The organism is Sphingomonas sp. TZW2008 (genome assembly GCF_002117915.1).
Lineage (GTDB): Bacteria > Pseudomonadota > Alphaproteobacteria > Sphingomonadales > Sphingomonadaceae > Sphingomonas.
Window position 1 is genome coordinate 637,423 of record NZ_BDJB01000003.1, and the last position, 20,219, is coordinate 657,641.

Annotated in this window: 14 protein-coding genes and 1 tRNA gene; 8 read left to right on the forward strand and 7 right to left on the reverse strand. The window is 68.5% G+C overall.

What is annotated here, in order from left to right:
• Positions 1–24: 24 nt before the first annotated feature.
• The 4 genes from B7L05_RS04690 to B7L05_RS04705 all read right to left on the reverse strand — a co-directional run bounded on the left by B7L05_RS04690 (position 25) and on the right by B7L05_RS04705 (position 4,990).
• Positions 25–1,485: an NAD(P)/FAD-dependent oxidoreductase gene (locus tag B7L05_RS04690; protein ID WP_305852072.1), complete on the reverse strand. Its 1,461-nt coding sequence runs from the start codon at positions 1,483–1,485 to the stop codon at positions 25–27.
• Between the two features lie 137 nt (positions 1,486–1,622).
• Positions 1,623–2,036 (reverse strand): glycine zipper 2TM domain-containing protein, encoded by a 414-nt coding sequence (locus B7L05_RS04695; protein ID WP_144037123.1) that lies wholly within the window; start codon positions 2,034–2,036, stop codon positions 1,623–1,625.
• Between the two features lie 104 nt (positions 2,037–2,140).
• Entirely contained in the window at positions 2,141–4,405 is a 2,265-nt protein-coding gene (locus tag B7L05_RS04700) for an NADP-dependent malic enzyme (RefSeq protein ID WP_085809023.1), read from the reverse strand.
• 48 nt (positions 4,406–4,453) lie between these two features.
• Positions 4,454–4,990: a methylated-DNA--[protein]-cysteine S-methyltransferase gene (locus B7L05_RS04705; RefSeq protein WP_085809024.1), complete on the reverse strand. Its 537-nt coding sequence runs from the start codon at positions 4,988–4,990 to the stop codon at positions 4,454–4,456.
• A gap of 160 nt (positions 4,991–5,150) precedes the next feature.
• On the opposite strand from B7L05_RS04705, the gene mutS reads away from it, so the two are divergent.
• Both mutS and hslU read left to right on the forward strand, forming a co-directional pair.
• The gene (mutS, locus tag B7L05_RS04710) at positions 5,151–7,745 is read left to right on the forward strand and encodes a DNA mismatch repair protein MutS (protein ID WP_085809109.1); all 2,595 of its coding nucleotides are present in this window, start codon (positions 5,151–5,153) and stop codon (positions 7,743–7,745) included.
• 76 nt (positions 7,746–7,821) lie between these two features.
• Positions 7,822–9,117 carry an ATP-dependent protease ATPase subunit HslU gene (gene hslU, locus B7L05_RS04715; protein ID WP_085809025.1) on the forward strand — a complete coding sequence of 432 codons (1,296 nt, stop codon included), beginning with the start codon at positions 7,822–7,824 and terminating at the stop codon, positions 9,115–9,117.
• Between the two features lie 63 nt (positions 9,118–9,180).
• Here the strand turns inward: hslU and B7L05_RS04720 are convergent.
• Positions 9,181–9,255, reverse strand: a tRNA-Thr gene (locus B7L05_RS04720).
• Positions 9,256–9,349: 94 nt separating this feature from the next.
• Between B7L05_RS04720 and B7L05_RS04725 the strand changes: the two genes are divergently transcribed.
• Positions 9,350–9,535, forward strand: coding sequence for a hypothetical protein (locus B7L05_RS04725; RefSeq protein WP_085809026.1), 186 nt, complete (start codon positions 9,350–9,352; stop codon positions 9,533–9,535).
• A gap of 33 nt (positions 9,536–9,568) precedes the next feature.
• Here the strand turns inward: B7L05_RS04725 and B7L05_RS04730 are convergent, their stop codons facing one another.
• Positions 9,569–11,371, reverse strand: coding sequence for an aminopeptidase P family protein (locus B7L05_RS04730; RefSeq protein ID WP_085809027.1), 1,803 nt, complete (start codon positions 11,369–11,371; stop codon positions 9,569–9,571).
• Between the two features lie 131 nt (positions 11,372–11,502).
• Between B7L05_RS04730 and nadB the strand changes: the two genes are divergently transcribed.
• The 5 genes from nadB (at position 11,503) to B7L05_RS04755 (ending at position 19,244) form a co-directional block, all read left to right on the forward strand.
• Positions 11,503–13,080 (forward strand): L-aspartate oxidase, encoded by a 1,578-nt coding sequence (nadB, locus tag B7L05_RS04735; RefSeq protein WP_085809028.1) that lies wholly within the window; start codon positions 11,503–11,505, stop codon positions 13,078–13,080.
• 121 nt (positions 13,081–13,201) lie between these two features.
• Positions 13,202–14,332 carry a serine hydrolase gene (locus B7L05_RS04740; protein ID WP_085809029.1) on the forward strand — a complete coding sequence of 377 codons (1,131 nt, stop codon included), beginning with the start codon at positions 13,202–13,204 and terminating at the stop codon, positions 14,330–14,332.
• A gap of 67 nt (positions 14,333–14,399) precedes the next feature.
• Positions 14,400–17,180, forward strand: a complete 2,781-nt coding sequence (polA, locus tag B7L05_RS04745; RefSeq protein ID WP_085809030.1) for a DNA polymerase I — start codon at positions 14,400–14,402, stop codon at positions 17,178–17,180.
• Positions 17,181–17,235: 55 nt separating this feature from the next.
• Positions 17,236–18,753, forward strand: coding sequence for a lipopolysaccharide biosynthesis protein (locus B7L05_RS04750; protein WP_085809031.1), 1,518 nt, complete (start codon positions 17,236–17,238; stop codon positions 18,751–18,753).
• Between the two features lie 20 nt (positions 18,754–18,773).
• Complete coding sequence (locus B7L05_RS04755; protein WP_085809032.1) at positions 18,774–19,244, forward strand: PaaI family thioesterase; 471 nt, start codon at positions 18,774–18,776, stop codon at positions 19,242–19,244.
• Between the two features lie 29 nt (positions 19,245–19,273).
• Here the strand turns inward: B7L05_RS04755 and B7L05_RS04760 are convergent, their stop codons facing one another.
• Complete coding sequence (locus B7L05_RS04760; protein WP_085809033.1) at positions 19,274–20,161, reverse strand: fatty acid desaturase family protein; 888 nt, start codon at positions 20,159–20,161, stop codon at positions 19,274–19,276.
• Between the last annotated feature and the right edge of the window lie 58 nt (positions 20,162–20,219).

Consider the following 20,219-nt stretch of genomic DNA (forward strand, 5'->3'; position numbering starts at 1 on the left):
ACCCAGGCTAGCGGACGCGGGCTCCTACCGCACCAGCACGGCCTCGCGATCGACCGTTGCCGTCATCTCGGCGTAGCTCGCGCAGTCGCCGGCCCAATTCTGGTACACGCGGCCGTTCGCCGCTTTGTACCAGCTGCGGCAGTGCGGATCGGCCCATACGGTATTCGACAGCAATTGCTGGATCCGCTCGTTGAAGCGCCGCTGCCCGTCCTCGCTCACCGCTGCTGCCTTCGCCTGGCTGTCCTCGACCAGTTCCAGCGTCCTGAGCATGTAGCCGACCTGCTGCTCAATCATGAAGCTGATCGAATTATGCCCGAGGTTTGTGTTCGGTCCATAGAGGATGAACATGTTGGGAAAGCCCGCGACCATGATGCCAAGATATGCTTCCGGTCCCTCGCGCCACGTGTCCTTCAACGTGCGCCCGCCCTCGCCGGTGACCGACATCGACCAGTCCCATTGCGTGGTCTCGAAACCAGTGGCGAAGATCAGCACGTCGAGCTCGTGGAAGCCATCGGCGGTGCGCACGCCGTTCGCCTCGATGCCCGTGATCCCGACGGTTTCGAGCGTGACATTGTCGCGCATCAGCGCGGGGTAGAAATCGTCGGTGATGAGGATGCGCTTGCACCCGATCGGGTAATCAGGGGTCAGCTTCGCACGCAGGTCGGGATCGGGCACCTGCGCCTCGAGATGATCGAGCGCAGTGCGCGTGTAGGCGGCGCGGCCTTCGGGCGTCCACTTGAACGCCTGCCAGAAGAAATTGTCGGCATTGTCGAAGATCATCGCGCGCTGCGCCGCGCCGAGCTTCATCGCGACGTCGATGTTGGTCGCCATCAGCGCCTTGGTTTCGTCGGTGACATGCTGGTCGTTGCGCGGCACGACCCAGTTAGGGGTACGCTGGAAGACGACGAGGTGCCCCGCCTCCTTCGCGATTTCCGGAATGAACTGCACCGCGCTGGCGGCCGACCCGATCACACCGACACGCTTGCCGGCAAGATCGACGCTGTCGTCCCACGCCGCCGCATGCCATTTCGGCCCGGCGAAATCCTCGACACCGGGAATGTCGGGAAAGCACGGTCGGCTGAGTTGGCCGAGCGCGGGAACGATCGCGTCGAACCGCTCGGTCGCGCCGCGCTCGGTCTCGACGATCCACTCGCCCGCCGCGCCGTCCCACGTCGCGCTCGACACCCCTTCGTTGAGGCGCAGCGCGTCGTGCAGCCCAAATTGCTCGACCAGACCCTTGGTATAGTCGTGGATCTGCGCCCCGCGCGCGTAATTGTGGCTCCAATTGGGATTGGGCGCGAAGCTAAACTGGTAGAGGATTGCCGGCACGTCGCACGCGACGCCGGGGTAGCGGTTCGCACGCCACGTGCCACCAACCGAATCGGCGTGCTCGAACACGGTGACGTCGTGGCCGGCCTCGCGAGCCTTGATCGCGGCGCACAGCCCGCCCATGCCCGCACCGATCACCGCAACCCGCTTGCTCATCACGCTCTCCATCGGCGGTTTTGCTCCGCTCGGCGCGCACGATGCCGTGTCCGGCGAAGTGATGGAAGAGGGTTTAAGTCGGTTGCGTTAGATCGTGCCGAAAACGGGTGCCGGCAACGCCGACACCCGTCGTTTCGTTAGCGGCAGCGCACGTTGTTGCGATCGATCGACTTGCCGAGTGCTGCGCCGCCCGCGCCGCCGAGCAGCGCGCCGAGCAAGCCCGACCCGCCGGGCGAGATCGCCGAGCCGAGCACGCCGCCCGCGATGCCGCCGACGATCAGGCCCGTGGTGCCGTCCGAACGGCGGCAGTAGTAGCGTCCGTCGCGGCCCGCATAGACACGATCGTTGTTGGACAAGCGGCGCTCGCGATAGCGCGCGTCGTCGCGATAATAGCGGTCGGCCTCGTAGCCGCCATAGGCCGGATCGGGATTGTTGTAGTCGTACCGGCTGTAGCCGCTGTCGACATAGCCGGGACCGCCGCCATAGCGGTCGCCGACGCAACCCGTCACCATCACCGCCGCGCCGATCGCGGCCAACGCTACACTCCGCATCGTCTTCTCCTGTTGTTTGGGTGAAGACGTAATCGTCGATCCGGCGCTTGGTTGCGCCGGATCAGCATCACGGCGGTACTTTCACGCGCCGCGAAGATGCCGCGTCAGCGGGCGATGCCGCCCGCGGCGAGCACCGCCAGCGTCATCAGATCACTCGCCGACGACGTCATCGGCGCGATCTGGACCGGCTTCTCCATCCCCACCAGCATCGGCCCGATCACGCTGTCGCCGCCAAGTTCGCGCAGCAGCTTCGCCGAGATGTGCGCCGACTGGAGGCCGGGCATGATGAGAACGTTCGCCGGCCCCGACAGGCGCGCGAAGGGATAATTGGCAAGCTGCGCCGGGTTGAGCGCGACGTCGGGCGTCATCTCGCCCTCGTACTCGAACCCGACGTTGCGCCCGTCGAGCACGGTGATCGCCTCGCGCACGTTGTCGAGGAAGGTGCCCTTGGGATTGCCGAACGTCGAATAGCTGAGGAACGCGACGCGCGGCTCGTGCCCCATGCGGCGCGCGACGGCGGCGGTCTGCTCGGCGATGTCGGCGAGCTGCTCGGGCGTCGGCCGCTCGTTCACGGTGGTGTCGGCGATGAACACCGTGTGGCTCTGCCCCACCATCAGGTGGATGCCGAACGGCGTGCGGCCGGGCGCCGGATCGATCACGCGGCGCACCTCCCTCATCGATTGCGCCCAGGTCCGCGTTACGCCGGTGATCATCGCATCGGCATGGCCCATCTGCAGCAGCACCGCGCCGAACGTGTTGCGATCCTGGTTGATCATCCGCTCGCAATCGCGGCGCAGATAGCCGCGCCGCTGGAGGCGCTTGTAGAGGAAGTCGACCATCTCGGGCACCAGCGGCGAGATGCGGCTGTTGTGCAGCTCATACTCTTCCGGATTGCTGATGCCGAGCGCACGGAGCCGATCGGGGACGTCGTCGCGCCCGACCAGCACCGGCACGCCGTAGCCGCCCTCCTTGAAAGCGACCGCCGCACGCAGCACCACTTCCTCCTCGCCCTCGGCGAACAGCACGCGCTTGGGATGCGCGCGCGCGCCCTCATAGGCGAGGCTGAGCACCGACGTCGTCGGGTTGAGCCGCGCGCGCAGGCTCTGGCGATAGCCCTCCATGTCGAGGATCGGACGCGTCGCGACGCCCGAATCCATCGCCGCCTTGGCGACCGCGGCGGGCACGATCTCCATCAGCCGCGGATCGAACGGCGCCGGGATGATATAGTCCGCACCGAAGACGTGCTGCACGCCGTACGCGGCGGCGACTTCCTCGGGAACGCGCTCACGCGCGAGCTCGGCGATCGCCTGCGCCGCGGCGATCTTCATCTCCTCGTTGATCCCCGTCGCGCGCACGTCGAGCGCGCCGCGGAAGATGAACGGGAAGCCGAGCACGTTGTTGACCTGATTGGGATAATCCGACCGGCCGGTGGCGATGATCGCATCGGGCCGCGCCGCCTTGGCAAGCTCGGGGCGGATCTCCGGCTCGGGATTGGCCATCGCGAAGATGATCGGCGCGGGCGCCATGTCCTTGACCATCTCGGGCTTGAGCGCACCGGCGGCGGAGAGGCCGAGGAACACGTCGGCGCCGACCAGCGCCTCCGTCAGCGTGCGCGCCTCGGTCGGCACGGCGTGCGCCGACTGCCACTGGTTGACGCTCTCGCGCCCCTGGTGGATCACGCCCTTGCGATCGCACAGGATCACGTTGTCGCCGCCGACGCCCATCGCCTTGATCAGTTCGGTGCAGGCGATCGCCGCCGCGCCCGCGCCGTTGACGACGACCTTGATGTCGCCCAGCCGCCGCCCGGTGAGCAGGCAGGCGTTGATCAGCCCGGCGGCGGTGATGATCGCGGTGCCGTGCTGGTCGTCGTGGAAGACGGGGATGTTCATCCGCTCGCGCAGCGTCTGCTCGATGATGAAGCACTCGGGCGCCTTGATGTCCTCGAGGTTGATCCCGCCGAACGACGGCTCGAGCAACGCGACGCAGTTGATGAAGGCGTCGACATCCTCGGTCGCGACCTCGAGATCGATCGAATCGACGTCGGCGAAGCGCTTGAACAGCACCGCCTTGCCTTCCATCACCGGCTTTGACGCGAGCGCGCCGAGATTGCCCATGCCGAGGATCGCGGTGCCGTTCGAGATGACGGCGACGAGATTGCCCTTGGTGGTGTAGTCATAGGCCGTGGCGGGATCATCGGCGATCGCCTGCACCGGCACCGCGACGCCGGGCGAATAGGCGAGCGCGAGATCGCGCTGTGTCGCCATCGGTTTGGACGCGACGATCTCGATCTTGCCGGGCCGTCCTTCGGAATGGAACAGCAGCGCCTCGCGCTCGGAAAACTGGACGTTGGTCTTGGTCTGATCGGTCATGCGGGCACCCGGGGGAGAGGTTCGCCCGCGACCTTTACGGGCGCATGGTCACGATGCAACCGCGCGGGCGACAAAGAGATCGGGCTGACCGAAGGTGGCACCCGCGACGCGGCGCTCGAGCGCGAGCAGCAGCTGCTTGTTGGGCAGACCGCCGCCGAACCCGGTCAGCGCGCCGCCCGCGCCGATCACGCGATGGCACGGGGTGACGATCGACAGCGGATTGCGCCCGTTCGCCGCCCCCACCGCGCGCGTCGCGGTCGGCCGGCCGATCGCCGCCGCGATATCGCGGTAGCTGCGCGTCTCGCCGTAGGGGATGGCGAGCAGCGCTGCCCATACCGCGCGCTGGAAATCGGTGCCGATCGGATCGAGCGGAAGGTCGAACGCGGTGCGCGTACCCGCGAAATACTCCGCCAGCTGCCGCGTGGCGGCGGCGAGCACCGGATGATCGCGCCCATCGGTTCGCGGGGCGTAGCGCCGCTGCATCGAAGCATCGTCGTTCCACAACACGGCGGCGAGCCCGCGGTCGCTGGCGAGGAGCGTGAGGTCGCCGGTCGGCGAGGCGATAATGGTCGCGGCATAGCTCATACGCGTCTCCTAACGTGTGCTGTGCGTGCCGGCATCCCGCGGCTTGCGCTCAAAGCCTCCCTCGCCAACCGGGCATGCGCTGGGTAAGCCGCGGGCTTCCTATACTCCGCGCCAGATAGATTCTTCGCCCGCCATGACCGACGCCCCCGCCCCGACGCCGATGATGGCGCAATATCTCGCGCTCAAGGAAGAGGCGGGCGACTGCCTGCTATTTTATCGAATGGGCGATTTCTTCGAGCTGTTCTTCGACGATGCGCGGATCGCTAGCGGCGTGCTTGACATCGCGCTGACGGCGCGCGGCGAGCACGCAGGGGAAAAGATTCCAATGTGCGGCGTGCCGGTTCACGCTGCGACGGCCTATCTCCAGCGGCTGATCAAGGCGGGACACCGCGTCGCGATCGCGGAGCAGACCGAGAGCCCCGAGGCGGCGCGCAAGGCGCGCGGATCGAAGGCACTGGTCAATCGCGCGATCGTCCGCTTCGTCACCGCGGGCACGCTGACCGAGGAGGCGCTGCTCGATGCGCGCGCGGCGAACTGGTGCGTCGCGGTGGGCGAAGCGGCGGGCAGCGTCGGCGTCGCGGCGGCGGACATCTCGACCGGGCGGTTCGAGGTGATCGCGTGCAGCGCGCAGGCGCTGGGGGCGGAACTCGCGCGCCTCGGCGCGGCGGAGGTGATCGCCGCGGAAGGGAGCGACGCGCCCGCGACGGTATGGCGGCCGCGCGGCGATTTCGACAGCACGCGCGGCGAGGAGCGGCTGCGCCGGCTGCACGGCGTCGCGACGCTCGACGGCTTCGGCCAATTCGACCGCGCGATGCTCGCCGCCGCGGGCGGGCTGGTCGCGTATCTCGAGCACAACGGCAAGGGCACGCTGCCGCTGCTGCGCCCGCCGGTGATCCGCCGCAGCGCAGAGGCGATGGCGATCGACGCAGCGACGCGCGAGAGCCTGGAACTGACGTGCAGCGCGGGCGGCGTGCGCAAGGGCAGCCTGCTCGACGCGGTCGACCGCACGGTGACCGGCGCTGGCGCGCGCCTGCTCGCCGCGGACATCGGCGCGCCGCTGATGGACAAGGCCGCGATCGAAGCGAGGCTAGCGCTGGTCGCCTTCTTCCACGACGACAGCGACGCGCGCGCGCGACTGCGCGATCGGCTGCGCGCCCTCCCCGACATCGGTCGCGCGCTCGGCCGGATCGCCGCGGGGCGCGGCAGCCCGCGCGATCTCGGGCAGTTGCGCGACGGGCTCGACGGCGCGTGGCTGCTCGGCGAGACGCTCGGCAGCTCGCTGCCCGGGCTCGTCGAGCATGCCGGCGACGATCTGCTGGCGCAACTCGCGCCGAAGCTACGCGGGCACGGCGCGCTGATCGATCTGCTCAAGCGCGCGCTCGTCCCCGTTCCGCCAATCGACGCAGCGGCAGGCGGGTTCATTGCCGAGGGCTATGATGCGGCGCTCGACGATCTGCGCGATGCGGGCAGCGGCGGCCGGCGCGCGATTGCCGCGTTGGAGGCGCGGTACCGCGAGGAGACGGGCATCGCCGCGCTCAAGATCCGGCACAACAACGTACTTGGCTATCACGTCGAGGTCGCCGCGCGCAGCGCCGACCCGCTGATGAAGCCGGATTCGGAGTTCACGCACCGCCAGACGCTCGCCGGCGTCGTTCGCTTCAACGCGCCCGAGCTGCACGAGGTGGCGAGCCGCGTGACGCAGGCGGGCGCGCATGCGATCGCGGCGGAGGCGGCGCATCTCGAGGATCTGATCGCCGCCGCGCTCGCCTGTGCCGAGCCGATCGCGGCGACCGCCGACGCGCTCGCGCGGCTCGACGTCGCCGCCGGCCTCGCCGAGCGCGCGGCGGAGGGCGGCTGGACGCGGCCCGCCTTGGTCGATCACGCCTGCTTCGACGTCGTCGGCGGCCGGCACCCGGTGGTCGAGGCGGCGGTGGCGAAATCGGCTAATCGCTTCGTCGCCAACGACTGCTCGCTGTCGGAAAGCTCACGCCTATGGCTGGTGACCGGCCCCAACATGGGCGGCAAGTCGACCTTCCTGCGGCAGAACGCGCTGATCGCCGTGCTCGCGCAGGCCGGAAGCTACGTGCCCGCGACCAGCGCAACGCTCGGGCTGGTCGACCGCCTGTTCAGCCGCGTCGGGGCGTCGGACAATCTCGCACGCGGACGGTCGACCTTCATGGTCGAGATGGTCGAGACCGCGGCGATTTTGGCGCAGGCAACGCCGGCGAGCTTCGTGATCCTCGACGAAGTGGGCCGCGGCACGTCGACCTATGACGGGCTGGCGATCGCCTGGGCGGTGGTGGAGGCGATCCACGAGGACAATCGCTGCCGCTGCCTGTTCGCGACTCATTACCACGAGCTGACGCGGCTCGCCGAGCGCTGCGAAGCGCTGTCGCTCCATCACGTCCGCGCGCGCGAGTGGAAGGGCGAGCTGGTGCTGCTTCACGAACTCGCCGACGGGCCGGCGGATCGCAGCTACGGGCTTGCCGTCGCGCGGCTGGCCGGGATGCCGCCGGCAACGGTCGCGCGTGCCAAAGCGGTGCTGGCGAAGCTGGAAGCAGGCCGCGCCAAGACCGGTGGGCTCGCCGCGGGGTTAGACGATCTGCCGCTGTTCGCGGCCGCCGCGGCGGCGCAGAGCGAAGAGGCGCGCGATCCGTTGCGTGAAGCGGTTGAGGGGCTCGACGTCGACACGCTCTCCCCGCGCGAGGCGCTCGATCAATTATACCGGCTGAAGGCGATGGTGCGCGAGGGCTGAGGCGCAGCGTCCGGCACTCCGATCGGCGCCCCGCCCTGCTTGATCCCTCGCCGCCGCACCCCGATATGCCGCGGCGATGAAGGACAATCTCACGCCCAAGGCGATCGTCGCCGCTCTCGACGCACACATCATCGGACAACGGGACGCCAAGCGCGCGGTAGCGGTTGCGCTGCGCAACCGGTGGCGGCGCCAGCAGCTGAGCCCTGACCTACGCGACGAAGTGACGCCCAAGAACATCCTGATGATCGGGCCGACCGGCTGCGGCAAGACCGAGATCAGCCGCCGCCTCGCGAAGCTCGCCGATGCGCCGTTCGTGAAAGTGGAAGCGACCAAGTTCACCGAGGTCGGCTACGTCGGCCGCGACGTCGAGCAGATCGCGCGCGACCTCGTCGAGGAGGCGATCCGGCTGGAGAAGGAGCGCCGCCGCGCTGCGGTGAAGGACAAGGCGGAGGAGGCCGCGATGGCGCGGCTGCTCGATGCGCTGGTCGGCAAGGATTCGAGCCAGGCGACGCGCGAGAGCTTCCGCCAGCGCTTTCGCGACGGGCATCTCGACCAGACCGAGATCGAGCTCGAGCTGCAGGCTGCGCCGCAGATGCCGTTCGAGCTGCCGGGCGGCGCGCAAATGGGGATGATCAACCTCGGCGAGATGTTCGGCAAGCTCGGCGGCGGGCAGACCAAGCGGCGCAAGCTCCTGGTGCCATCGGCGTGGGAGAAGCTGGTCGAGGAGGAGGCCGACAAGCGGCTCGACCAGGACGAGGTGAGCCGAATCGCACTTGCCGACGCGGAGGCGAACGGCATCGTCTTCCTCGACGAGATCGACAAGATCGCGGTCAGCGACGTGCGCGGTGGATCCGTCAGCCGCGAGGGCGTGCAACGCGATCTGCTGCCGCTGATCGAGGGCACCACCGTGTCGACCAAATACGGCCCGATGAAGACCGACCATATCCTGTTCATCGCGAGCGGCGCGTTCCACGTCGCGAAGCCGAGCGACCTGCTGCCCGAGCTTCAGGGCCGCCTGCCGATCCGCGTTGAGCTGAAGGGGCTGACCGAGGACGATTTCGTCGCCATCCTGTCGGACACCAAGGCCTCGTTGCCGGCGCAGTACAAGGCACTGATCGGCACCGAGGGCGTCGACGTGACCTTTACCGACGATGGCATTCGCGCGGTCGCGCGGATCGCGGCGGAGGTGAACGGCGAGATTGAGAATATCGGCGCGCGCCGCTTGCAGACGGTGATGGAAAAGCTGCTCGAGGAGGTGAGCTTCGACGCGGAGGATCGCGGCGGCACCGCGCTGACGGTCGACGCCGCCTATGTCGACAAGCAACTCGCCAGCGTCGCGCGCAACACCGATCTCAGCCGCTTCGTGCTGTAACGTCCGCCGCCCCGCCCGGCCGACGAAGTCGGGCGGGGCGAGTGGCGCTAACGGCGGAAAGAATGGTGCTGCCGGTGAGGATTGAACTCACGACCTCAGCCTTACCAAGGATGCGCTCTACCACTGAGCTACGGCAGCACTGCCCGCGCGCCGATCGGCTGCGAGCGAGGGCGCCCTAGAGACGAGCGGGACCCGATTGTCAAGGCGCTGACGGCGCGCGATAGCAACCGCGATGGACAGCAACGAGGATCGCGCGGCCCGCCGCGCCGCGGCGCTGCGCGCCAACCTGCGCCGCCGCAAGGAGCAGGCACGCGGCATCGCCGACGCCGGCGCGACCGACGCAGGCGAAACGGCATTTCCCGCCGGCAAGCCGGCATCGGCAGCGCCGCGCCCCGACGAGGACGCGTCTGGCACCTGAGCCGCCCAACGCGCTCGCGGTGCCTTACAGTGCTCAGCTAGCAACGATCGGCGCGCACTTCTCCTCGAGCCACGCGCGGTCCGCGCCGTCGAGCACCGCACCAAGTGCAGCCGCGACGCGCGCATGATAGGCGTTGAGCCACGCCAGCTCGTCCGCCGTCAGCAATGACGGGTCGATCAGATCGCGCTCGATCGGCACCAGCGTCAGCGTGTCGAAGCCGAGCATCACGTCTTCGCCGCCGTCGATCCGGCGCTCCTCGACCAGCAGCAGATTCTCGATGCGGATGCCGTAATCGCCCGTCTTGTAATAGCCGGGCTCGTTGGAGAGGATCATGCCCGGCAGTAGCGGCTCGGACGGGCCGCCGCCGGGATAGCTCGGCTTGGCGATCCGCGCCGGTCCTTCATGGACCGAGAGGTAGCTTCCCACGCCGTGGCCGGTGCCGTGCGCGAAATCGAGCCCCGCCTGCCACAGCGGCAATCGCGCGAGGATATCGAGCTGCGATCCCACCGTGCCGCGCGGGAAGACGGCGGTGGCGAGCGCGATATGCCCCTTCAGCACGCGGGTGTAGCGATCACGCATCTCGGCGGTCGGCGCGCCGATCGGGACGACGCGCGTCACGTCGGTCGTGCCGTCGTCATACTGGCCGCCCGAATCAATCAGGTAGAGCTGCCCCGGCTCGATCGGCAGGCTCGATTCCTCGGTGACGTGATAGTGCGGGATCGCGCCGTTGGGGCCGGTCGCGGAGATCGCGTCGAACGACAGGTCGCGCAGCACGCCGGTTTCGCGCCGGAACGCCTCCAGCCGCGCCGCAGCAGATAGCTCCGTCTGCTTGCCCTTGGGGCCTTCGATCGAGATCCAGCGCAGGAAGCGGGTCAGCGCCGCGCCGTCGCGGATGCTCGCGGCGCGGTGCCCCGCCTGCTCGACCGGGTTCTTGACCGCGCGGGGGATGACGGTGGGATCGCGCAGCGCGAGGACGCGTCCGCCCGCCGCCTCGATCGCGAGCGGGATCGCGGCAACCGACAACGCCGGGTCGACCGCGACGCGCTTGCCCGAAAAACCGCCGAGCGCATCGGCGAACGCGGCGCGATCGTGGACCCGGACCGCATTGCCGAGATGCTGCGCGACCGCCTCCGTCATCTTCTCGGGCGCGACGAAGAGGTCCGCGGTGCCGTCGGCGTTGACGATCGCGTAGGACAGCGCGACCGGGGTGCGTGAGACGTCGCCGCCGCGCACGTTGAACACCCAGGCGATCGATTCGAGCGCGGCGAGAACGACCGCGTCGGCCTTCTGCTCGCCGAGCCAGTCGGCGACCGCCGCACGCTTCTCGCCCGACGAGCGCCCGGCATGGCGATCATCGTGCACCGCGAGCTTCGCGTCGGAGCGCTGCGGCTGATCAGGCCAGATCGCGTCGACCGGATTGGTATCAACCGGAACGAGCGTTGCGCCGACTGCGGCGAGCGCCTTCGACGCCTCGTCGACCCAGGCGCGCGTGTGGAGCCACGGATCATAACCGATCCGCGCGTCCTGCTTCACATGCCCGGCAAGCCAGCCCGACACGCTCGTCTCGGGCACGCCGACGAACTGCCAGTCGTCCGCCGACACCTGCTGGCGCACCTGCAACGTGTAGCGCCCGTCGGTGAAGATCGCCGCTTCCGCCGGCAGCACCACCGCGGTGCCGGCCGATCCCTGAAAGCCGGTGAGCCAGGCGAGGCGCTGCGCATAGGCGCCGACATATTCGCTCATATGCTCGTCGGTCAGCGGCACGACGAAGCCGTCGAGCTGCTGGCGGGCGAGCTGGTCGCGCAGGGCGGCAAGTCGGTCGGTGTAGGTGGACATGGGGCTCCTCGATCGGCCACCCGCCCCCCTCACCGGCGGCGGGCGGGGCAGGTTCGTTACCGCCCCGATATGGCAGATACGCGCGCTTCGTGCCATGCAGCGCGGATGCTCGCCTCTACCCCGCCCCGCGCATGAACGCCGACGTCCTCATCATCGGATCGGGCGCCGCCGGGCTCACCGCCGCGCTCAACCTCGCCGATCGCTTCCAGGTCACCGTACTCGCCAAGGGCGCGCTCAACGAAGGGTCGACCGCTTGGGCACAGGGCGGGATCGCCGCGGTGCTCGAGCCGGGCGACACGTTCGAGAACCACGTCGAGGACACGATGGTCGCCGGTGCCGGGCTCAACGATCGTGAGATCGTCGAGTTCGTGGTCGAGAACGCGCCCGCCGCGATCGAGCGGCTGCAGAAGCTCGGCGTGCCGTTCGCGCAGGACGGCAATGCTTTGCACCTGACGCGCGAGGGAGGACATTCGCACCGCCGCATCGTGCATGTTGATGACGCCACCGGATGGGCGGTGCAGGAAGCCTTGCAGAAGGCCGCCGAGGCGCATCCCAACATCACGCTGGTGCCCGATCAGGTCGCGATCGACCTCGCCACCGGGCGGCATGAACAGCGCTACTCGGGCGCCGGCACCGTGTGGGGCGTCTACGCGGTCGATCGCCAGACCGGACGGGTGAACCTTTACACCGCGCGCGCGACGATTCTCGCGACCGGCGGCGCGGGGCGCACGTACCTCTTCTCCACCGCGCCGCGGGGCGCGACCGGCGACGGGATCGCGATGGCGTGGCGCGCCGGCGCGCGCGTCTCCAACATGGAGATGATGCAGTTCCACCCGACCTGCCTCTACAATCTCGAGGTCAAGAACTTCCTCATCACAGAGGCGGTGCGCGGCGAGGGCGGACGGCTGATCAACCCGCAGACCGGCAAGCGCTTCATGACCTATTACGATCCCGAACGGCTCGAACTCGCACCGCGCGACGTGGTGGCACGAGCGATCGACGCTGAGATCAAGCGCTATGGGCTCGATTACGTCCACCTTGATATCAGCCACCAGCCCGCCGATTTCGTGCGCGGGCATTTCCCCAATATCTATGAGAAGCTGAAGGGGCTCGGCATCGACATGACGGTGCAGCCGATCCCCGTCGTGCCCGCGCAGCATTACACCTGCGGGGGGATCGTCGTCGATCGGGACGGGCGCACCGATCTGCCGCACCTGTACGCCGCGGGCGAATGTACCGAGAGCGGATTGCACGGCGCGAACCGCCTGGCGTCAAACTCGCTGCTCGAATGCTTTGTGTTCGGCGAGGCGGCGGCGAAGCACATCGCGGCCAATTGGGACGCGCTGCCCCCCGTGCCGGCGATCCGCCCGTGGGACGAGAGCCGCGTCACCGATTCCGACGAGGAAGTCGTGATCAAGCAGAACTGGACCGAGATCCGCCGCTTCATGTGGAACTACGTCGGCATCGTGCGCACGACCAAGCGGCTCCAGCGCGCGCAGCACCGCATCAAGCTGCTGACCAGCGAAGTGGAAGATTATTACGGCCACTTCCGCGTGACGCCCGACCTCATCGAGCTACGCAACCTGCTGCAGACCGCCGACCTGATCGTGCGATCGGCGTTGCACCGTCACGAGAGCCGCGGCCTGCACTTCACGCTAGACTGGCCCGAAACCCTGCCGCAGCCGGTGGACACGGTACTCGTTCCGTGATGCGGCGGCGACCTGGCGTACGTCAGGCCCTATTCATCGCAGATCGCGTAACGCCTCGTTTTCAATGAGTGATTTGCCGGTAGCGTGCACGTCTGGGTCAGGGCGGGGCACGTACGAGAAGATGTTGGGACGATTGGCCGCCGCGGCGGCGATGACGGCGATGCTAGCGGGATGCGTCGAGCCGCGACCCGCGCAGTCGGCGAAAGCGCCAGCGCAGCCGGCCTATGACGCACCGTCGTACGTCGTTGCCATTCCCGTTCCCACGCCGCGCCGGCTGCCGACCGACAACGCGCCGCGGCAACTGACAGCGTCGATCCAGCAGCTGGTGCGCGAGTTCCCGGGCACCGCGGGTGTCGCGATCCGCGCGGTTGACGAAGGCTGGACGGTGCAGGCCAACGGTCGGCTCAAGCTGCCGCAGCAGAGCGTCAGCAAATTGTGGGTCGCGATGACCGTCCTCGACCAGCGCGACCAGGGGCGGCTGCGGCTCGACGATCCGATCAGCGTCACCCCGGCCGATCTGACGCTGTTTCACCAGCCGATCGCCTATCTGGTGAAGGGCGGCAGCTTCGAGACCACCGTCGGAAACCTCCTGTTCCGCGCGCTGACGCAGAGCGACAATACCGCCAACGACCGGCTGCTGACGCTGGTCGGCGGACCGTCGGCGGTGCGCGACTTCATCGAGCGCAAGCAGCTCGGCGATATCCGCTTCGGCCCAGGCGAGCGGCTGCTGCAGGCGGGCACCGCCGGGCTGACGTGGAACCAGTCGATGAGCGTCGGCAATACGTTCGAAATCATGCGCTCGCGGCTGTCGCCTGAGGCGCGGCAGGCGGCGATGCAGCGCTACATCGTCAATCCGCCCGACGGCGCGGCGCCGCTGGCGATCGCCGACGCGCTCGCGCGGCTGTTCCGCGGCGAACTGCTGTCGGAAACCTCGACCCGCCTCATCGTCAGCACGATGGAATCGAGCCGTACCGGGCGCGCGCGGCTGAAAGCGGGCATCGCGCCGGGCTGGACGCTCGCGCACAAGACCGGCACCGGTCAGGAGCTCGGCCGCCGCAACGCCGGGTTCAACGACGTCGGCGTGATCACCTCGCCCGACGGGCGGCGCTACGCGGTCGCGGTGATGATCGGCGACACGACGCAGCCGATGCGCGTGCGCCAGCAGCTGATCCAGGCGGTCGCGGCGACGGTAACGGGCTATCGCGGCGCAGCGACGATCGCGACGCGCGAGGGCGACGACCCGGAGGGCTGAGCGGCCGTCCGCGATCCCCTGCCCTCACCGTTTGTTCCGCCCGCCTCTATCCGCTAAGCCGCGCGGCATGCCGCACCTCTACCTCGTCGACGGATCGAGCTTCATCTTCCGCGCCTATCACGTGCTGCCGAAGCTCACCAACAAGCACGGCGAGCCGGCTGGTGCGGTCTACGGCTATACGACGATGCTGTGGAAGCTCGCCAACGATCTCCACAAGGCGGACGGGCCGAGCCATCTGGCGGTGATCCTCGACAAGTCGGAGAGCACGTTCCGCAACGAAATGTACGATCAGTACAAGGCGCACCGCCCGCCCGCGCCCGAGGATCTGAAGCCGCAATTCCCGATGATCCGCGATGCGACGCGCGCCTTCTCGCTGCCGTGCATCGAGGAGGAAGGCTGGGAGGCGGACGATCTGATCGCGTCGTACAGCAAGGCCGCGCTGGCGCAGGGCTGGCAGGTGACGATCGTCAGTTCGGACAAGGACCTGATGCAGCTCCTGACCGAGCCCGGCATCGACATGCTCGATACGATGAAGGACAAACGCTTCGGACCGGCCGAGGTGGAGGAGAAGTTCGGCGTTCTCCCCGACAAGCTGGGCGAGGTGCTGGCGCTGATGGGCGACAGCGTCGACAACGTGCCCGGCGTGCCGGGCGTCGGCCCCAAGACCGCGGCGAAGCTGATCCTTGAGCACGGCAGCGTCGAGGGCGTGCTGGCCGCGGCGCCCGAGATGAAGAAGGGCAAGCTGCGCGACAATCTGATCGAGCATGCCGAGATGGCGCGCCTGTCGCGCAAGCTGGTCGAGCTCGCGTGCGACGTGCCGCTGCCGCAGCCGCTCGAGGAGATGGCGCTCGACGGCATTCCGGAGGCGCCGCTGCGTGCGTTCCTCGAGCATCACGGTTTCAAATCGCTGCTCGCCAAGCTGCTGGCGGATCAGAACGAGGGCGTCGATCCGACGCCGCCCGAGCCGAGCGGCGTACCGCACGAGGAAGAGCCGCCGTGCAACCACGACGGCTATGAAACCGTCGTCGACGAGTCGGCGCTCGACGAATGGATCACGGCAGCGCGCCACCAGGGGTGGCTGGCGATCGATACCGAGACGACGGCGAAGGACCCGATGCTGGCCGAACTGGTCGGCGTATCGCTCGCACTCGCGCCCAATCGCGCCTGCTACGTGCCGCTCGGCCACGAGGGCGAGGCGGGCGGCGCCGACATGTTCGCCGACCGGCCGGTGCAGCTCGATCGCGACGCGGCGCTGGCGGCGCTGAAGCCGCTGCTGGAGGATCCGGCGGTGCTCAAAATCGGGCACAATCTGAAATACGACATGATCGTGCTCGACCGGCTGGGCATCGCGGTCGCGCCGTACGACGACACGATCGTGATGAGCTTCGATCTCGACGCCGGGCTGCACGGTCATGGGATGGACGAGCTCGCGGCGACACACCTGTCGCACAGCTGCATCGCGTACAAGGACGTGACCGGTAGCGGCAAAAAGGCGATCGGCTTCCATCAGGTCGATCTGAAGGCGGCGACGCGCTACGCCGCGGAAGATGCTGACGTGACGCTGCGGCTGTGGCGGCGTTTCCGCGCACGTCTGCCGATCGAGCGCGCGACGCGGGTGTACGAGATGGTCGACCGGCCGCTCGTCGCCGTCATCGCGCGGATGGAGCGGCACGGGATCAAGGTCGATCGCGAGCGGCTGGCGCAGCTGTCGGGCGAGTTCGCGACGCAGATGGCGCAGCTGGAAGGCGTGATTCACGGCATCGCCGGCGCGCCGTTCACAATCGGAAGCCCGAAGCAATTGGGCGACGTCCTGTTCGAGAAGATGGGGATCAAGGGCGGGCGAAAGGGCAAGAGCGGCGTCTATTCGACCGACGTCAACGAGCTCGAGCGGATTGCGGCGGACAAGGACGGCCCGGGCGCCGAGATCGCCGCCAAGGTGCTCGAATGGCGCCAGCTGTCGAAGCTCAAATCGACCTACACCGACAGCCTGCAGGAGCAGATCCACCCCGCCACCGGCCGCGTCCACACCAGCTACTCGCTGACCGGCGCGCAGACCGGGCGCCTGTCCTCGACCGATCCCAACCTCCAGAACATCCCGATCCGCACCGAGACGGGGCGGCAGATCCGCGACGCCTTCGTTGCCGAACCGGGGCACGTCATCCTGGCGGCGGACTATTCGCAGATCGAGCTTCGGCTAGCGGCGCACATGGCAGACGTGCCGGCGCTGAAGGAAGCCTTCGCGCGCGGCGACGACATCCACTCGCTGACCGCGCAGGAACTGTTCGGTACCGTCGATCGCGACACGCGCGGGCGTGCCAAGACGATCAACTTCGCGATCCTCTACGGCATCAGCCGCTGGGGGTTGGCCGGGCGGCTGGATGTCAGCGCGGACGAGGCGCAGGCGATGATCGATCGCTATTTCGAGCGCTTCCCCGGCATCAACCGCTACATCGCCGAGACGCTGCAATCGGTGCGCGAACAGGGGTTCACCGAGACGCTGTTCGGTCGCAAGACGCACTTCTCGCGGATCAAGAGCAAGGTGCAGCACGAGCGGCAGGGCGCCGAGCGCGCCGCGATCAACGCGCCGATCCAGGGCACGAGCGCCGATATCATTAAGCGCGCGATGGCACGGATGGAGCCGGCTTTGGCCGACGCCGGGCTCACCGGCACGCGGATGCTGCTGCAGGTGCACGACGAACTCGTCTTCGAGGTGCCCGACGCCGAAGTCGAGGCTGCGAAGCCAGTGATCGAGCGCGTGATGGCAACCGCGGCGGAGCCCTATGTCACGCTCGACGTGCCGCTCGCAGTCGAGATCGGCACGGGCGCGAGCTGGGGCGCGGCGCACTAGTGCGCGGGCGCACGCGGACAATACTCGTCACCGCCGTGGCCGGAAGGCCGCGTCGGTGACCGAGACGTCGCAGGATATCGCGCAGCTCGCCAAGGGGGGGCGGACGAACGTTGCAGGCTTCATCCTGCGGCTCGCGGCGCGCATCCCGTTCCTGTTCATCGCCGGGCGGCTCTACGGCCCCGATCTCGTCGGGCGGTTCGCGATCGCGGTGGTCGTGGTGGAGCTCGCCGCACTGGTCGCGACGCTGGGCCTGAAGCGCGGGCTGGCGCAGGCGCTGAGCCGCACCGAGCGGCCGCACGCGCACGTCGTGTGCGACGCGCTGATGGTGGCGGCGATCCTGTCGCTGATCGCCAGCGCGGTGCTGTGGCTGTTCCCGCAGGTGATGTATCCCAACACGCCGATCGTCGGGCTCGACCGTTGGCTGCCGCTGATCATCCTCGCGGTCGCCTGGTCCGACGTCAGCCTCGCCGCGCTCGCCTATCGCCACAATGTGAAAGCGGCGGTGACGGCGCGCGCGGTGGTTGAGCCGTGGACGATCTCGATCGCGGCATGGGTCTTCTCCTTCTTTACCACGCGCGACGGGCTGGTGCTGAGCTACGTCGCCTCGATGATCGCGGCGCTGATCGCGTCGATCGTGCCGCTGGTGCGCAGTTACGGCGTGCCGCGCGGCTGGCAGCCGCACTTCACCGAGTTGCTGACGCTGATCCGCGACAACGTGCCGCTCGCCGGCGCCGACGCGCTCGAATGGGGCACGCGCAACGTCGACCGCTTCATCCTGGGCGTGATGTTCGAACCCAAGGTGGTCGGCATCTATTACATGGCGCAGCAGGTCGCGAGCCTGCCGCAGAAATTGAAGACGTCGTTCGATCCGATACTCGGCCCCGTCATCACCAAGAGCCTTGCCGCGAACGATCTGCCCGCGATCGCACGGCAGGTGCGGCAGGTGGCGTTTTGGATCGTCGCCGCGCAGGGCTGCCTGACGCTGATGGGATCGATCCCGGGCGAGGCGGTGATGGGGATCGTCGGCCCGCAATTCGTCGCCGGTACCGCCGCGCTCGTCTTCCTGCTGACCGCAGAGGTGCTCGCGTCGACCGGCGCGGTTTGCGAGACCGCGCTGGTCTATACCGCGCGGCACCGCAACCTGATGATCTCGGCGGTGATGCTGGGTTTCCAGGTGGTGCTGAGCTTCGCGCTGATCGGCGCGATGCGTGGTCTGGGCTGGCCGCCCGCGTTCCAGGCGGCGGGGCCGGCGGTGGCGCTGATGATCAGCGTCGGGCTGACGTCGGCGATCAAGGTTTGGCTGCTGAAGCGCATCCTGGCCGCGCCCGTCTCGCCGCTGCGCTGGCCGCTATTGTGGGCGACGCTGGCGGCGCTCGCGGTCGGCGCGGCGTTCACCGCGCTGCCGCAGCGCTTCGAATGGGCGGAGATCGTGATCGGCATTCCGGCGATCGCGGCGACGTACCTCCTCATCCTGTGGCGCTGGGCATTCGGGCCGGAGGATCGCGCGCTGTTCGGTCGCATGCCGCGCGCCGACGAGGCGACGCTGCCGCATGTCGGCTCGCCCGCGCGCTAGACGGATAAGGGGGAAAGCACTTGGATACGACGACGACGCCGGGCGTCCGGCTGGTGCCGGTTAATGATGGACCGTGGCAGGACTGGCTGCGCTGGCCGGGCACCGACCCGTTCGAAGACCATACCGGGCCGTTCTTCGCGCGCTACACGGCCGACGGGGCGATCGAGTGCGGCTTCCGGCCGGAAGCGAAGAACCGCAACGGGGGCGGCAACGTCCACGGCGGCGCGCTGCTGACCTTTGCCGATTTCTCGCTGTTCATGATCGCGTCCGCCGCGCTGCCAGAATTCTACGGCGTGACGGCGACGCTCAACGCCGAATTCGTCGGGGCCGCCCGCCCCGATCACCTGCTGACGGCGCGCGGCGAGGTGACCAAGGCGGGACGCAGCCTCATTTTCGTACGCGGTTTAATCGACGATGCAGGTGAGCCGGTGATGAGCTTCTCGGGCGTGATCAAGAAGATCACGCGGCGGCCGGGCGGGCGCGCCGACTAGGCCCCCCTCAAATCAGGCGCACCCGCGCGTCAGGCGCGCACCGCACGGCGCAGCACGTCGCCATAGCCCCGCCGCACGCAATCATGCCCGTCGTAGAAGCCACGCGCCTTGAGCAGCCGGTGCATGGCGGCGAGGCGATACGGCGGCACCGTCGCCGCCATGTGATGCTCCAGATGGTAATGGACGTGGTTGGGCGCGACGAACAGCCGCTCCCACCAGCGCGCAAGCGTCGTCGAGGTGTTGCGCCGTGGGTCGAGCTCGCCGCGGTCCGCCGCGACACCGTGCTCGCCGATCTGCCGCAGCCGGACGATCGCGGGATAGACGAACAGATAGGCGACCCACCACAAGGCGTAGGTCCAGGCCGCGCCCGCCGCGGCGAGCACGCCGAACAATGCGAGGTGGAAACCGACCCACGGCCCCTGCTCGCGCCAGCTGAACCGCGCGAGCGACTGGCGCAGGTCGCGGATGCCGGTGCGTCCCGTCAGATCGCGGACGAATTTGCGCCGCAGCGACACGCGCTCGACCGGGTAACTCTTGACGAAGCCGATGTCGGGATCGCGCGGCGTGCCGGCGTATTGATGGTGCTTGAGGTGGTAGCTGCGATACTTTGCAAGCGAGGTGTTCATCGGCACCCCCGCGAGCCACTGGCCGACACGCTCGTTGAGACGGCGCGAGCGGAACAGCGCGTGGTGCGCGCAGTCGTGGACGATGATGCCGAGTCCGAGCTGCCGCCCCGCCAGCACCAGGATCGCGAGCACGATCGTCAGCGGATTGGGCCACGCCGCCACAAGCCCGAAGGCACCGGCGATCAGCGCCCAGTTGACCGCCACCGTCCAGGCCCCGCGCCAGTCGGACGCGCGCGTCAGCGCGGCGAGCTCGTCGCGCGACAAGACATCGGTGAAGCGTGCGGCGGTCATGCTATAGGCCCTCGGTTCGATCATCATGTAACAGCGAGCGCCGCTCTGAGTCAATTCG